The organism is Verrucosispora sp. SN26_14.1, assembly GCF_004307965.1.
In the GTDB taxonomy this organism is placed as follows: domain Bacteria; phylum Actinomycetota; class Actinomycetes; order Mycobacteriales; family Micromonosporaceae; genus Micromonospora.
Window position 1 is genome coordinate 1 of sequence record NZ_SISL01000117.1, and the last position, 14,547, is coordinate 14,547.

At 72.4% G+C, this 14,547-nt stretch carries 10 protein-coding genes and 2 pseudogenes; 4 read left to right on the forward strand and 8 right to left on the reverse strand.

The genetic code is table 11. From position 1 onward, the window contains the following. Positions 1-21: 21 nt before the first annotated feature. Together EYA84_RS13310 and dxs are read left to right on the forward strand one after the other, a co-directional pair. A pseudogene (locus EYA84_RS13310) lies at positions 22-378 on the forward strand (class I SAM-dependent RNA methyltransferase); the annotation flags it as partial. A gap of 112 nt (positions 379-490) precedes the next feature. Then, positions 491-2,449: a 1-deoxy-D-xylulose-5-phosphate synthase gene (dxs, locus tag EYA84_RS13315; protein WP_131053359.1), complete on the forward strand. Its 1,959-nt coding sequence runs from the start codon at positions 491-493 to the stop codon at positions 2,447-2,449. Positions 2,450-2,716: 267 nt separating this feature from the next. Here dxs and EYA84_RS13320 read toward each other — a convergent pair whose 3' ends face one another. Next, entirely contained in the window at positions 2,717-3,913 is a 1,197-nt protein-coding gene (locus tag EYA84_RS13320) for a hypothetical protein (RefSeq protein WP_131053360.1), read from the reverse strand. Between the two features lie 370 nt (positions 3,914-4,283). On the opposite strand from EYA84_RS13320, the gene EYA84_RS13325 reads away from it, so the two are divergent. Together EYA84_RS13325 and EYA84_RS13330 are read left to right on the forward strand one after the other, a co-directional pair. Beyond that, positions 4,284-6,128, forward strand: coding sequence for a hypothetical protein (locus EYA84_RS13325; protein WP_394347568.1), 1,845 nt, complete (start codon positions 4,284-4,286; stop codon positions 6,126-6,128). Beyond that, entirely contained in the window at positions 6,128-7,915 is a 1,788-nt protein-coding gene (locus EYA84_RS13330) for a hypothetical protein (RefSeq protein ID WP_131053361.1), read from the forward strand. The genes EYA84_RS13325 and EYA84_RS13330 overlap by 1 nt, the downstream gene beginning before the upstream one ends. Before the next feature lie 65 nt (positions 7,916-7,980). Here EYA84_RS13330 and EYA84_RS13335 read toward each other — a convergent pair whose 3' ends face one another. The 7 genes and pseudogenes from EYA84_RS13335 to EYA84_RS13365 form a co-directional block, all read right to left on the reverse strand. Beyond that, the gene (locus tag EYA84_RS13335) at positions 7,981-8,373 is read right to left on the reverse strand and encodes an AtzH-like domain-containing protein (protein WP_131053368.1); all 393 of its coding nucleotides are present in this window, start codon (positions 8,371-8,373) and stop codon (positions 7,981-7,983) included. 91 nt (positions 8,374-8,464) lie between these two features. Next, positions 8,465-10,144, reverse strand: a complete 1,680-nt coding sequence (locus EYA84_RS13340; protein WP_131053362.1) for a regulator — start codon at positions 10,142-10,144, stop codon at positions 8,465-8,467. 13 nt (positions 10,145-10,157) lie between these two features. Then, complete coding sequence (locus tag EYA84_RS13345) at positions 10,158-10,850, reverse strand: cysteine hydrolase family protein (RefSeq protein WP_131053363.1); 693 nt, start codon at positions 10,848-10,850, stop codon at positions 10,158-10,160. Between the two features lie 9 nt (positions 10,851-10,859). After that, the gene (locus EYA84_RS13350; protein WP_131053364.1) at positions 10,860-11,549 is read right to left on the reverse strand and encodes a cysteine hydrolase family protein; all 690 of its coding nucleotides are present in this window, start codon (positions 11,547-11,549) and stop codon (positions 10,860-10,862) included. Between the two features lie 17 nt (positions 11,550-11,566). Further along, complete coding sequence (atzF, locus tag EYA84_RS13355; protein WP_131053365.1) at positions 11,567-13,480, reverse strand: allophanate hydrolase; 1,914 nt, start codon at positions 13,478-13,480, stop codon at positions 11,567-11,569. 75 nt (positions 13,481-13,555) lie between these two features. Then, positions 13,556-14,221, reverse strand: coding sequence for a GntR family transcriptional regulator (locus tag EYA84_RS13360; RefSeq protein WP_131053366.1), 666 nt, complete (start codon positions 14,219-14,221; stop codon positions 13,556-13,558). A 48-nt stretch (positions 14,222-14,269) separates the two neighbouring features. After that, positions 14,270-14,547, reverse strand: a pseudogene (locus EYA84_RS13365) (hypothetical protein); the annotation flags it as partial.

The window sequence follows — 14,547 nt, forward strand, 5'->3', positions numbered from 1 at the left end:
TGATGTGTATTAGAGACAGCCCTGGTCGAGGCTGCCGGTGACGGCGTCACGGCGGCCCGGCAGAACCTGCGCGACCTGCCCCGGGTCGAGGTGGTGGCGGCCCGGGTGGAGACCGCGCTGGCCCGCCGTCGGATCACCGGACCGGTCGACGTGGTGGTGCTCGACCCGCCCCGGGCGGGCGCCGGTGCCAGGGTGGTGCGCGACGTGGTCGCCGCCGGGCCGCGTGCCGTCGCCTACGTGGCCTGCGACCCGGCCGCGTTCGCCCGGGACCTGCGGGTCTTCACCGGGCTGGGCTGGCGGCTGGCGGAGCTGCGCGGGTACGACCTCTTCCCGATGACCCAGCACGTGGAGTTGGTGGGCCTGCTGGTCCCGGGCTAGGCGGGGTGCTGCCGCCACGCCCGCCTACGGGTGCGGGCCTGACCTGGCGGTCAGGGTGAGGGCCCGGTGACCCGGGCTGCGAGGTGTGCGAGGGCCGATAGACTCTGCGGTCATGAGTGTTGAAGAGGACACGGCCAACCAGGGCCGGCTGCTGGCCACGGTGCACGGTCCCCAGGACGTCAAGCGGATGTCCGCCAGCGAACTGGACATCCTCAGCGCGGAGATCCGTGACTTCCTGGTCGCCAAGGTGTCCCGCACCGGCGGTCACATCGGCCCCAACCTGGGCGTGGTCGAACTCACCCTCGCCATGCACCGGGTCTTCGACTCTCCCCGGGACCGGCTGCTGTTCGACACCGGTCACCAGGCGTACGTTCACAAGATCATTACCGGCCGCCAGGAGGGCTTCGACCAGCTGCGTCAGCGCGGCGGGCTCTCCGGCTACCCGAGCCGGGCCGAGAGCGACCACGACATCATCGAGAACTCGCACGCCTCCACCGCCCTGTCGTACGCCGACGGGCTGGCCAAGGCGTACGCGCTGCGGGGCGAGGCGCGCAGCGTGGTCGCCGTGGTCGGCGACGGCGCGCTGACCGGCGGCATGTGCTGGGAGGCGCTGAACAACATCGCCGCCACCGGCAACCCGCTGGTGATCGTGGTCAACGACAACGGGCGCTCGTACGCACCGACCATCGGCGGCCTCGCCGACCACCTCTCGACGCTGCGGCTGAACCCGGGCTACGAGAAGGTCCTCGACACCGTCAAGGACGCCCTCGGCTCGACCCCGCTGGTCGGCAGGCCGATGTACGAGGTGCTGCACGCGGTCAAGAAGGGCATCAAGGACGCCGTCGCGCCGCAGGCGATGTTCGAGGACCTCGGCATCAAGTACGTCGGCCCGGTCGACGGGCACGACGTGGCCGCCGTCGAGTCCGCGCTGCGCGCGGCGAAGAACTTCGGCGGTCCGGTGATCGTGCACGCGGTCACCCGCAAGGGCTACGGCTACCGCCCGGCCGAGGAGGACGAGGCCGACTGCTTCCACGGCCCGGGCGCCTTCGACATCGCCACCGGCAAGGCCACCGCCGCGCCGTCGGTGAAGTGGACGAACGTGTTCGGCGACGAGCTGGTCGCGATCGCCGACGAGCGGCCCGACGTGGTGGGCATCACCGCCGCGATGGCCGAGCCCACCGGCATCGCGAAGCTGGCCCGCAAGTACCCCGAGCGCACCTACGACGTGGGCATCGCCGAGCAGCACGCGGTCACCTCGGCGGCCGGTCTGGCGCTCGGCGGGCTGCACCCGGTCGTGGGGGTCTACGCGACCTTCCTCAACCGGGCCTTCGACCAGGTCCTGCTGGACGTGGCGATGCACAAGCTGCCGGTCACCTTCGTGCTGGACCGGGCCGGCATCACCGGGCCGGACGGGCCGAGCCACTACGGCATCTGGGACATGTCGGTCTTCGGGGTGGTGCCGGGCCTGCGGATGGCGGCCCCCCGGGACGCCGCCACGCTGCGCGAGGAGCTGCGCGAGGCGGTCGCCGTCGACGACGGCCCGACCGTGCTGCGCTACCCGACCGGTGCCGTCGCCGCCGACCTGCCCGCGATCCGTCGGATCGGCACGGTCGACGTACTGGCCGAGTCGGCGCGTACCGACGTGCTGCTGGTCGCGGTGGGTGCCTTCGGCCAACTCGGTATGGAGGTCGCCACCCGCGTCGCCGAGCAGGGCTACGGGGTCACCGTGGTCGACCCGCGCTGGGTGCGTCCCGTCCCGGCCGAGCTGGTGGAGCTGGCCGCCGGGCACCGCCTGGTGGTCACCGTCGAGGACGGCGTCCGGCAGGGCGGCGTCGGCGACGCGCTGGCCCAGGCCATGCGGGATGCGGGCGTCCACGTGCCACTGCGCGACCTGGGCGTACCGGCCGAGTGGCACCCGCACGGCACCCGCGCGCAGATCCTGGCCGACCTCGGCCTGACCGCGCAGGACGTGGCGCGTGACGTCACCGGCTGGATCTCCCGCCTGGAGACCACCCCGGTCGATCCGACCCGGCTGACCTCCGAGAACACCCCCACCCCGTCCGCCAACTGACCCTGCCCGACGTCCCAGCGGGAATGCCGTGGGCTGCCCACCCGCACGCCGTCGTCGTCGGCGCGCGGGTGGCGCCTGGCCCCGCCGATCATGGAGCCGTGGTCGGCGCAGCGTCGATCATGGAGTTCGGGCAGTGCTTTTGGCTTTCTATGCCCTTTTTGTGACTGCCGTCGCTCCATGATCGGCGGGGCGTCGCACGGTGTGGGCGGCCGAGGCGGGGCGAGCGTGCGGGGCGCGGGGTGGCGCGTGTGGCGTGGCCTGTGGGGGTCAGCGGCGGTGGCCGGCGGAGCGGTAGTGCGTCTTGTCGTCGGCGGCGAGGCTGAAGGTCTCGCTGCGCTCCGGCAGCGGCGCCACCACCAGGCCGGGGCGGTCGAGCAGACGGGTCGTGTCCGGCGGCACCGACAGCGTGGTGTCCTTGGTGGCGCGCCAGCTCAGTACGACCAGTGGCTGACCCGGCACCGGCAGTTCGTAGACCTGCAACGGGTTGGTCCGGTCGGCGGGGGAGAGCACCGTCTGGCCGCCGTCCGCAGGCCGGTAGACCAGCGCGGTCATCGTGCCGTCCGCGGTCTCCCAGGTGAGCTGCTCCAGCTCCGCCGGTTCGCCGCCGCCGAGGGCCAGCTCGCCGAGGGTACGCACGGCGACCTTCGCCTTGGGCCACGACGCCGGCACCGAATCCGGGGTGTCCCGGTCGCCCACCCGCCGGGTCACGCTGCCGAACGGACCGTCCTCGTCGGCCAGCGCACAGGTGTCCAGCTCGGCCAGGGCCCGCCGGCCCGAGCCGCTGTCGTCACGGACCAGCGGGTACCGGGGATTCGCGGTGCCGGTGCCGAGGTCCAGCAGCCGGTCGGTGGCACGCCCCCGGGGCAGCGACTCGGTGGAGCGCAGCGTGGCGGTCACCGGCACGGCCTCGCACTGCGGGACCTCCACCGGGTCGGTCAGGCCGTCGGTGGCCGGTACCGGACGGCCGTCCGGGCCGACCAGCCGCCGCACCCGCTCCGAGGTGAGGTAACGCCGCCCCTCGGCGGTCTGCACCGGCAGCACGTCGGAGTAGACGAGATAGCCCGGGTCGGTGTACTCGGTGGCCTGACTGACCTCGTACCCGCCGTCGCCGCCGCGGAGCTGGAGCAGCCAGGACGCGGCCTGGCCGGGCACCGACGCGGCCACCAGGACCAGCGGGACACCCTCCACCTCGCCGGAGAAGAGGATGCCGGAGGAGGGTACGTGCACACGGTCGTCGACCGGTGAACGCCACTCACGGACCGCCTCGGTCACCGCGGCGGTGGTCGCCGCGTCCCCGGCCAGCGAGCCCCGTGGCGGCCACACGGTCAACGACCCGTCCATGCTGTCGTAGCCGACCCGGAGGTCCTGCGGCCGACGCTCGGCGACCGGGCCGCAGGCGGTGACGGCGACCAGCAGGCTGGACAGGCCGGTGGCCGCCACGCCGCGCCAGCGGGCTGAAGCCACCTGTCACGCCCCCGATCACATCGGCCGTCGTTTCGGAGGGCAATAGTACGAGACGCCCGGTCGTCGGCTCGCGCCGCCTCACGCTGCGTCGCCCGGACGGCACACTAGCCACAGGGGACGCCGCGTCGACTTGGGAGCTATTTCCCCACTCGGGTAGACTCCGCCGACTGTGACGCCTGCTGAGACCCGCGCCGCATCGCCGCCGAAACCCGACGTCGTGGCAGGCTCGCCGTCCGAACCCGTCACGCTGGGTGAGGGTACGCGCGACTCCGCGCTGCCGGACGACACCACGGACGCCCCCGTGGGCACCACGACATCAACCGTCGACGCGGCACCTGCCGACCCGGCGGTGCCCGACGCGGCGCCCACTGTGGAGACCGACACGACCACGCCGGAGCCCGAGGCGCCGACCGAGGCGGTGGACCCGCCGACGGGTGCCGTGGCGGCCGGCTCGGCCCCGTCGCGCTGGCGACGGTTCCGCTGGACGCGTCGGCGGCAGGACCTGGCCGTCTTCGGCGGCTTCCTGCTCACCGCGATCTGGGTGACCAGCCAGATCTGGATGGACCCGGCCGGTCGGGTGGCCTCGCTCTACAGCAGCGACCCGGCGCAGGTGCAGTTCTTCCTCGCCCACTCGGTGCGGGTGGTGCTGCACGGGGAGTTCCCGTTCTTCACCGAGCAGTTCAACTATCCGGACGGCGTGAACCTGATGGCCAACACGGCCATCCTGGCGCTGGGCATCCCGATGGTGCCGGTGACCCTGCTGTTCGGGCCCGCCGTCACCTTCGTGCTGCTGGTCACGCTCGCCCTCGCCGGCACCGCCTCGGCCTGGTACTACGTGCTGTCCCGGCACGTGGTCAGCTACCCGCTGGCCGCGATCGTCGGCGGCTGGCTCTGTGGGTTCTCCCCCGCGATGCTGTCGCACGCCAGTTGGCATCCGAACATCATCAGCCAGTTCCTGCTGCCGTTCATCGTGTGGCGGGTCATGGTCATCACCCGCTCCACCCGGCCGTACCGGGACGGTGCGCTGCTGGCCCTGCTGGTCACCGTGCAGGCGTTCATCAACGAGGAGATCCTGCTCTTCACCGCGATGGGCTGCGGCATCTTCCTGATCGCGATGGTCGTCCAACGTCCCGGCCTCTGGTCGGCGGCCTGGCGCCCGCTGGGCAAGGCGGTGGCCACCTGCACGGTGATCGCGGGCGCACTGCTGGCGTACCCGCTCTACATCCAGTTCGCCGGGCCGATGGCGTACCACGGGCTCAGCGACGCGGTCCGCGACTACGGCAACGACATCGCCGCGTACTTCGCGCCGGGCTCGCCGACCATCGGCGGCAACCAGCGCGCCAACGTGAACCTGGCCCCGAACTACTCGGAGGAGAACGCCTTCTTCGGGTGGAGTCTGGCCCTGATCGCGGTCGGCATCGTGCTCTGGCTGCGCCGGGAGCTGCTGGTCCGCGCGTTGGCGGCGACCGCCGGGTTCTACGTCATCCTCTCCCTCGGTGAGCGCATCACCTGGTGGGACCGGGAGCTGATGGTCGGCCCGTGGGAGTGGCTGGTCCGGCTGCCGCTGCTCGACGCGGTGGTGCCGACCCGGTTCGGCATGATCGTCAGCGTGGTGGTGGCGATCCTGCTGGCGCTCGCCATCGAGCGCAGCCGCGACCTGGACCTGGACCGGCAGGTGGTGCGTACGCTGACCGTGGCCGGTCTGGTGCTCGCCCTGCTGCCGATCGCCCCGATGCCGCTGCCGATGACCTCCCGACCGCCGGTGCCGGACTTCATCACCTCGGACCGCTGGCGCGCCTACGTCGGGCCGGACCAGACGCTGGTCCCCATCCCGGTGCCGAGCATGGGCAACACCCACGGGATGCGCTGGGCCGCCTCGACGAATCTCGACTTCAAGATGCCCGGCGGCTACTTCCTGGCCCCGCGCAACGCCACCACCGGTGACCCGGGCCGCTTCAACGGGCGGCCCAGCGGCGTCGGCAAGCTGCTGGAGGAGGTCGCCACGACCGGCCGTACGCCGGAACTGGACGACCGTCAGCGGCGGCGCTCCCTGGACGAGCTGCGGCACTGGAAGGCGGCCGTGCTGGTGCTGCCGCTGCGCCAGCCGCACTCCGAGCCGCTGCGGCAGACCGTCGAGCAGTTGGTCGGCCCGGCCCGGCAGGAGCTGGACGTCTGGGTGTGGGACGTACGGCCGTTGACCGCTCCGACGGGCTGATGGTCGTCGGCACGGCCGACCGTACCGCCGAGGTGGCGTCGCGCCGGTGGCTGCCGGCGCGTACCCCGGACGTGGCGGTGCCGGTCGGCTACCTCGCGCTGGCGGTGTGGCTGACCCACCGCCAGTGGGGTCGCCCGGACCGGCTGTTCCACCAGGCCGGTGACCAGATCCTCTTCGAGTGGATGCTGGCCCGCGCGGCCCGTGCCGTGGCCGGGCTGGAGAACCCGCTGTGGAGCGACGCGTTGAACGCGCCCGGCGGGGTGAACCTGATGGCGAACACCTCGGTGCTCGGCCTCGGCGTTCCGCTGGCCCCGGTCACGCTGCTGCTCGGGTCGCAGGCCGCCTTCGTCGTCGCGGTGGTGCTCTGCCTCGCCGGCACCGCGACCGCCTGGTACGTGCTGCTGCGCCGCCGCCTGGTCGACTCCTGGCCGGCCGCCGCCGTCGGGGGCCTGGTCTGCGGTTTCGCGCCCGGGATGATCGCCCAGGCCGGTACGCACCTGCACATGGCCGCCCAGTTCCTGGTGCCGCTGATCTTGGCGCTGGTGTTCCGCCCCGAGCCGGGCGGCCGGGTGTGGCGGCACGGGGTGCTGCTCGGGCTGGTCGTGACGTACCAGGTCTTCCTCGGTGAGGAGGTGCTGCTCTTCGTGGCGCTGGCCGCCGGCGTGCTCGTCGGCGCGTACGCGATCGCCGACCCGTCGGCCGCCCGTCGGCTCGCCCCGTCGACGGCCGGGCGGATCGGGGTCGGCGCGCTGGTGGCGGGGGTGCTGCTGGCGTACCCGCTGTGGTTCCAGTTCTTCGGGCCGGGCCACTACCGGGGGATGCCGTTCCACGCGTACAGCTACCAGTTGGACGCGGCGTCGTTCACCCGGTTCGCCCGGCAGACGCTGTTCGGCGTGGACCGTCCGCCCGGCCTGCTGGCGCCCAACCCGACCGAGGAGAACTCGTTCTTCGGCGTCGGGCTGCTCCTGCTGGCCGTGGTCGTCGCGGTCTGGCTCCGGCGCCGACCACTGGTCCGCGCGCTGGCCGCCTGTGGGCTGGTGTTCGCCCTGCTCTCCCTCGGTCCCCGGGTACGCCTCGACGGGCGCGCCACCGACCTGCCCGGGCCGTACCGGCTGATCGCCGAACTGCCGTTGCTCGACCATGTGGTGCCGGCCCGGTTCGCGCTGGTCTGCATCCCGGTGCTGGGCGTCCTGATCGCGCTCGGAGTGGACCGCTGGGTGCGGCGGACAGCCGTCGACACCGCGCCCGCCGGGCCCCGACGGCGTGCGACGGTCCGCCTTGTCGGAGTCGTCGCGCTGGCCGTCGCGCTGCTGCCGCTGGTGCCGACGCCGATCCGTACCGTGTCGAGCCGGCCGGTGCCGGCGTTCGTCGCCGACGGCACCTGGCGGACGTACGTGCCGGCGGGCCGCACGCTGGTGCCGGTGCCCATCCCGAGCAACGTGCACGGACTGTCCACGTTGCGCTGGAGCGCGTTGACCCAGCACGAGTTCCCGATCCCGGCGGGCTACTTCATCGGCCCCAACCTCGACGGCGAGGGTGTCTTCGGCGCACCGAACCGGCCCACCAGCACCCTCGTCTACCGCTCCATGGACGCCGGTGAGGTGCCCGAGCTGACCGACGAGAACCGTCAGCAGGCGGTCGAGGACCTGCGCTTCTGGCGGGCCTCGGTGGTGGTGCTCGGTGCCCACCCCCGGGAGGCCGTGCTGCGGGACCTGCTGACCGGCCTGCTCGGTGAGCCGCAGCGGGTGGACGACGTCTGGCTCTGGGACGTCCGCGACCGCGTCTGACGCCCGCTCCGGGTTGTAAGGAGGGGTCCCCTGCTATACACGAGGCGTTAGCAGGGGACCCCTCCTTACACCTCAGGCGCAGCGGGCAGCGGCTCGGATACGTGCGCGGTGACGATGCGCCAGCCGACGGGCAGGCGTACCCAGGTCTGGGTCTGTCGGCCGGTGGCGGCCGTGCCGACGTAGCCGAACCGGGTGGTGACGACCGCGAGGTCGAGGCCGAAGGTGGTGATCACCGGGTCGACCAGCCGGCGACCCGGTGGCAACGGCGGCTGCGCGGCCCGCCATTTCCGCTGTTCCTCAAGGCCGTACTGGTGGTCGGCGAGGCCGAAGCGCACCGTCCGGTCGGAGTCCCAGAAGTAGCCGCAGATCCGCTCCGCGTCCCCGTCGACCAGGGCCTGCTCGTAGCCGGCGAAGGCGGTCGTTACCTCGGCCACCACGTCGGCGCGGTCGATCTCCATCGGGTTCGTCCTCTCCAGTCGGGACCGGCAGCGGGCGGCGGAGTGTCCCCGGTCGGGCGGCGGGACCTGCCGCCCGACCGGGGACACCGCCTCAGCCACTCACCGCCGCCTCGCGGGTGTCGTCGTCCGCCGGGGCGGCACCGGCCGGACGGCCCGGCGCGGTGACCGAGTCGGCGGGTACGTCCTCTGCGCGGGAAGGAGTGCCGCCGTGCGGGCGGTCCAGCTCGGCCTCCTCCGGCGCGGGCACCCGGGGCGGGTGCGACCCGAGCGCGACGATCCCGCAGATCACCGCCACGAAGAGGTAGCCGAGGGCCACCTGCCCGTTGGCGTTCCACCGGACCTCCTCGCCATGGATCAGACCGATGAAGGCGAGCACCGCGCCCGACGCGGCGAACACGGCCGCGTGCACGAAGCGTTTGTCGATGATGAACGCCACGATCGCGCCGAGCACCAGACCGGCGAGGATGGCCCCTTCACCGAGTATCCGCAGCCCGTCGTAGACCACCCCGGCACCGGCGAGCGCCTCGTCGCCGACCTCGGCAGCGGTGGTGCCGGCCGCCGCCAGCACGTTGTTCATCTGCCCGGTCGCCCACGCCGCGATGTTGGGGATCAGCGCCGCCACGACCGCCGCCGCGTGGGCCCGAGGCGTGGCCTGGAACGCCTGCGCGCCGATCAGCAGTCCGATATAGAGCAGGATCGGCACGATCGCCGCGGTCGGGAAGATCGCACCGAGCAGGGAGAACATCCCGAGGAAGCAGAGCAGCGCGATGACCACCCCGGTCGCCATCGAGTAGCCGGTCCGGCCTCCGGCGGCCTTCCAGCCGGGATGCCCGACGTACACGGCGGGCGGAAAGGGTGAACCGAGGGCCGCACCGACCACCGCCCCGGCGCCGTCGGCGAGCAGGACACTGCGCAGGTTGTAGTTGTCCCCGGCGGTGGCGGCGCTCTCCACGTTGGTCATCGCCTCGGTGAAGTTGTAGACCCCGAGCGGGATCGCGGTAGCCAGCAGTGGCGCCATGTCGGACAGGCCACGTCCCAGCAGGTCGAGTTGGAACGTGGGGAGGGCGACGGCGATGTCGCGCGCCGCTGCTGTCACGTCCGGCACCGACATCGCCCCACCGAGCCAGCCGATCGCCGTACCCAGCAGCAGGGCGGCCAGCCCGATCGGGAAGTTGAACGGCAGTCTCACGTCGGTGAGCAGTCCGATCAGCAGCAGCGCGAGGACCGGCAGAGCGATCCAGGCCATCCGCCACATCTGCCCTGCCGGGTTCATCGAGATGAAGGTGATGCTGATGCCGGCCAGCGTGCCGAGCAACGCGGCGCGGGGGGTGTACCGGCGGATGTACGGCCCGACGAACGCACCGACCAGCACGATCACGCCGATGATGAACGCCCACGCCAGCCCGGCCGCCCAGGCCCGCGTCGGGTCACCGGTACTCAGGAAGATCGGCAGCATGATGACGAAGATGACGATGAACATGTGCGGCACGCTCGGCCCGTACGGCAGGGCGGTCACGTCGGCACGCCCCTCCCGTCGGGCCAGGCGGCGGGCCAGGTGGGTGTAGTAGATGTTGCCGGCGACCAGGGCGATGCCGAGGGCCGGCAGGATCGTGCCGAACACCTCCCGTTCGGGCAGGTTCACCACGAAGATGCAGAGCCCGGTCAGAGTGAGCACGTTGACCAGGACGTTGACGCCGAAGCCGAAGAACGCGTTGGTGTCACCGCGTACCCAGTACGGCAGACGTGGCGGGGATGTCGTGGTGGGTTGCATGGGCTGCTCCCGGTCAGGAGGAGGCGTACGACGAGGGGGTGGTGGGCAGCACGGCGAGTACGTCCGTCGAGTCGGCCACCCAGCCGAAGATGCCGCCCTGGGCGGCGATCATGTCGAGTCCGGCCCGGTGGAACTCCGGGAAGTAGGACCCGACGCAGTCGGCGAGCACGAGGCACTCGTACCCGCGGTCGTTCGCCTCCCGGACGGTGGTGTGCACGCACACCTCGGTGGTGACACCGGTGACCAGGAGACTGTCGATCTTCTGTTCGGCGAGCAACTCCCCCAGGCCGGTGGCGTGGAAGGCGCCCTTGCCGGGCTTGTCGACGACCGGCTCGCCGGGCAGCGGCGCCAGTTCGTCGACGATGTCGTGGCCGTACTCGCCCCGGATCAGGATCCGGCCGTTGGGCCCGGGGTCGCCGATGCGCATGCGGGGGGCACCCCGCTGGAGCTTGGCCGGTGGGCAGTCGGAGAGGTCCGGCAGGTGGCCTTCGCGGGTGTGCACGACGGTCATGCCGGCGGCACGGGCGGCGGCCAGCAGCGCGCCCAGCGGCGCGATGGTGCGCCGCAGCCGGCTGACGTCGTTACCCAGGCTCTCGCCGAAACCGCCCGGTTCCAGGAAGTCGCGCTGCATGTCGATGACGAGCAGCGCCGTGGTCGTGAGGTCGAAGGTGTACGGGAAGGGTCGCGCGGCGGCGATGGTCGGCATTGGTCCACCTCACCCGGTCGTGGCGGCGATGACGTCGTCGGAGGTGGCCACGCAGCCGAAGACGCCGCCCTGCATGGTCACCATGTGCAGGGCGGCCTCGTGATTGCCCTTGTCGGTGGCGCCGGTGCAGTCCGACAGGATCAGGCACTCGTAGCCCCGGTCGTTCGCCTCGCGCATCGTGGTGTGCACGCAGACGTCGGTGGTGATGCCGGTGAGGATCAGGTGGGTGATGCCCCGGGTACGCAGCACCAGGTCCAGGTTGGTCGCATAGAAGGCGCCTTTGCCCGGCTTGTCCACGACCACCTCGCCGGGGGCCGGGGCGACCTCGGGCACGATCTCCCATCCCGGTTCGCCCTTGACGAGGATCCGGCCGCAGGGCCCGGCTCCGCCGATCTCGGCGCCGATCCGGGCCGAGCGCCAGCGTTTGTTCGGCGGCAGGTCGGACAGGTCGGGGTCGTGTCCCTCACGGGTGTGCACAACCAGCATGCCGAGCGAACGGACGTGCGTCAGCAGCCGGGCGGTGGCCGGCAGGCCGGCCCGGGTGAGGCCGATGTCGTAGCCCATCGCGTCGACGTAGCCGCCCGGCCCGCAGAAGTCGGTCTGCCAGTCCACGCAGAGCAGTGCGGTACGCACGGTGTCGACCGTGCCGTCGTACGGCCACGGGTAGGGGTTCGCCGGTACCGGACCGATCGTTGCCATCGCTCCTCCTGTCCTGCTCAGGCGGCGTCGCCGCCGTTGACCGTCGGGCGGCGGTGTGAGGAGGGGTCCCCTGCTATGCACGAGGCGTTAGCAGGGGACCCCTCCTTACACGTCAACCGCCGGTACGCGCGCCACCCACCGGTGGCGCTGATGTCCTCGGCCTCCGGGCCGGCCGCGTACGCCTCGCAGAGGAACCCGAGCACGTGCCGCCCGTCGTGCAGCCGCACCCAGCCGAGCGAGAGCGGGGCCGGCACTCCGGCCAGGAATCCGCCCACTGCCGAGGTCGGCAGCGACCAGAGTTCGACTTCGATTCCGTGACCGTCGGGGGTGGCTGAGGCGACCCGGACCAGGCCGGGCAATCCTTCGCCGTCCGGGGTCGGCATCCGGAACAGCCGGTAGAGCGGTGCGGTGCGGGTGGTGCCGGCGAGGGTGGCCCCGAGGTCGGTCAGCTCGGTGTTGCGCGACTCCCCGCTCAGGTGCCGCCCGACCACGGCGATCAGCACCTCCCTGCGGCCTGTCGGTACCCCACCTCCCCGGATCGGCGGCGCGGCCCCGTTGCCCGACGTGCTCTCGGCCACCGGGTGCGCGTCGGCTCCGGCACAGGCGGCGGCGAGCCGGGCCAGTGTGGTGTCGCTGAAGGCCGGGCCGACCAGGGTCAGGCTGGCCGGTCGACCGTCGGCGGTGAATCCGTTCGGCACGGTCACCGCCGCCAGGTCGAGCAGGTTCGCGAACTGGGTGTACCGGCCGAGTACCGCGTTGCGTCCGATCGGGTCCTCGGCGACCTCGGCGAGCGTGAAGGTGGTGCCGACGGTCGGCACCACCAGCACGTCCATCTCCTGCCACCACCGGTCGACCTCGGCCCGCAACTCACGGAGCCGGTGTCGGCCCCGGAAGGCGTCGACGGCGTCGTAACGCCGCCCGGTCTCCAACACGGTCCGGGTGACCGGGAGGACCGACTCCGGATGCGTCCGCAGGAAGTCGTCCAGCCCGGCGAGCCGCTCGGCCACCCAGGGGCCCTGGTAGAGGAGGTCTCCGGCAGCCAGGAAGGGAGCCAGCGGCACCTGCCGCACGGTGTCGACCAGGTCCCGCAGGCGGTGCACGCCGGCCGCGAACCGGACCGCCTGCCCGGCATCGCCGAAGAACTCCAGGTCTGCGGTCCGGGGTACGCCGAGGCGGAGCGTCTCCGGTGCCCGGGAGGCCAGACTCGCGGCCGGCAGTGGACGTCCCCAGGGGTCGGCTGTGGTCACGGCGCGAGCGGCGTGCAGCACCTCCGTGGCGTCCGCGACGTCGGTGGCGAAGACCGAGACGCAGTCCAGCGAGCGGCAGGCCGGCACCACACCGGCGGTGCTGAGCAGTCCCCGGGTGGGTTTGAGGCCGACGATCCCGTTGAGCGCGGCGGGAACCCGGCCGGAGCCGGCGGTGTCCGTGCCGAGGGCGAAGGTGACCTGACCGGTGGCGACCGCGACCGCCGAGCCGGAACTGGACCCGCCGGAGACGAGGCCGCCACCGAACACGCTCTCGACGCTGCCGTACGGGGATCGCGAGCCGGTCAGGCCGGTGGCGAACTGGTCGAGGTTGGTCTTGCCGACCAGCAGGGCACCGGCGTCGAGGAGCCGGCGTACCACCGGTGCGTCCTCGGTGGCGCGGTACCCGAAGTCGGGGCAGCCGGCCGTGGTGACCATGCCGGCGACGTCGATGTTGTCCTTCACCGCGAACGGGATCCCGTACAGCGGCAGTGTCTGCGGGTCGGTGTCGGCCAGGACGGCGGCACGGGCCCGCAGGTCGTCGGGGGACACGGTGCTGATCCAGACCGGTTCACCGGCTCGACCGGCCAGTCCTTCGAGGACGGTCTCGGTCAGGTCGACGGGGGTGAGACGGTGCTCGCGGTACGCCGACCGCAATTCCGAGATCGATCCGATCCGCTCCGGCATACAGTCGATTGTCGACCGTTCTGTTTCGAGAGCCGACGCCGAACGTAACGACGGCATGACGCCGCTGCCGATCCGCTACCCCAGATACGACCGCGCTCCGTGCACCGAGAGAGCGGCGAGGACCACCTCCGGGTCTCCCCCGGCCACCGCCTCGAAGAGCCGCTCGTGCCGGTGCACACCGTCCAGGGGTTGCGCCTGCTCCGCCTCGCGGCGCAGGTTGATGGCCATGTAGAGCTGCAACTTCACCAGGATCGAGTCGTACACCCCGGAGAGCTGACGGTTGCCGGCCAGCGCCACCAACGCGACGTGGAACGCGCGGTGCGACTCGGCGACCGCCAACCGGTCACCCGCGCGCGTCGCCTCCCGCATCCGGTCCAGCGCCGCCCGCAACCCGACCAGGTCGCTCTCCCGGCCCACCGGGATCGCTGCCCGGACCGCGAACCGCTCCAGCACGTCGCGCACCTCGTACAGTTCCTGCACGTCCCGGTCGGAGAGGGTGGCGACGCGGACCCCGCGCCGGGGCACGTGCTCGACCAACCCCCGCTGCGCCAGCAGGCGCAACGCCTCGCGTAACGGCGCCCGGCTGATCCCCAGCCGCCGGGTCAACTGCTCCTCCACCAGGCGCTCACCCGGCTCGCTCCGTCCGCTGAGGAGTTCCCGGGTCAGCCGGGAGACGGCGAGGTCCACCAGACTGACACTCTCCAGCTCACCGTCCATCGGCGTCGCGGCCACGTCGCTCACCCCGACGAGTCTGCCATCCGGCGGAGAGGCGACCGGCGCGGGCGCACCTCAGCCGACGAACGGGCGGACGTCCCAGACCAGCGCGCCGTCGATCTCCCGGGGCGGCCCGAGCAGCGCCTCCACGGTGTGCCGCACCGGGTCGCCGTGGTGCAGCCCGCCCTGCACGACGACGGCCGCCCGCCAGTGCCGCAGGTCCGCCACCGCCTGCCGGCGGTCCGTCTCGGTGATCGGCGGCACCACGCCGGTCTCCGCCACCCGCCGCAACAGCAGCGAGGTCGGCCGGTCCGGGGCGCCCCACCGGGCCGTCGGGTCGCCCGGGGCGTGGG

Excerpts from the sequence above, each read along its gene's own strand:
- EYA84_RS13335 (WP_131053368.1), bottom strand. The coding sequence starts at position 8,373 with ATGGAGATCGACCGCGCCGACGTGGTGGCCGAGGTAACGACCGCCTTC.
- atzF (WP_131053365.1), bottom strand. The coding sequence starts at position 13,480 with ATGCCGGAGCGGATCGGATCGATCTCGGAATTGCGGTCGGCGTACCGC.
- EYA84_RS13345 (WP_131053363.1), bottom strand. The coding sequence starts at position 10,850 with ATGCCGACCATCGCCGCCGCGCGACCCTTCCCGTACACCTTCGACCTC.
- EYA84_RS13330 (WP_131053361.1), top strand. The coding sequence starts at position 6,128 with ATGGTCGTCGGCACGGCCGACCGTACCGCCGAGGTGGCGTCGCGCCGG.
- dxs (WP_131053359.1), top strand. The coding sequence starts at position 491 with ATGAGTGTTGAAGAGGACACGGCCAACCAGGGCCGGCTGCTGGCCACG.
- EYA84_RS13350 (WP_131053364.1), bottom strand. The coding sequence starts at position 11,549 with ATGGCAACGATCGGTCCGGTACCGGCGAACCCCTACCCGTGGCCGTAC.
- EYA84_RS13340 (WP_131053362.1), bottom strand. The coding sequence starts at position 10,144 with ATGCAACCCACCACGACATCCCCGCCACGTCTGCCGTACTGGGTACGC.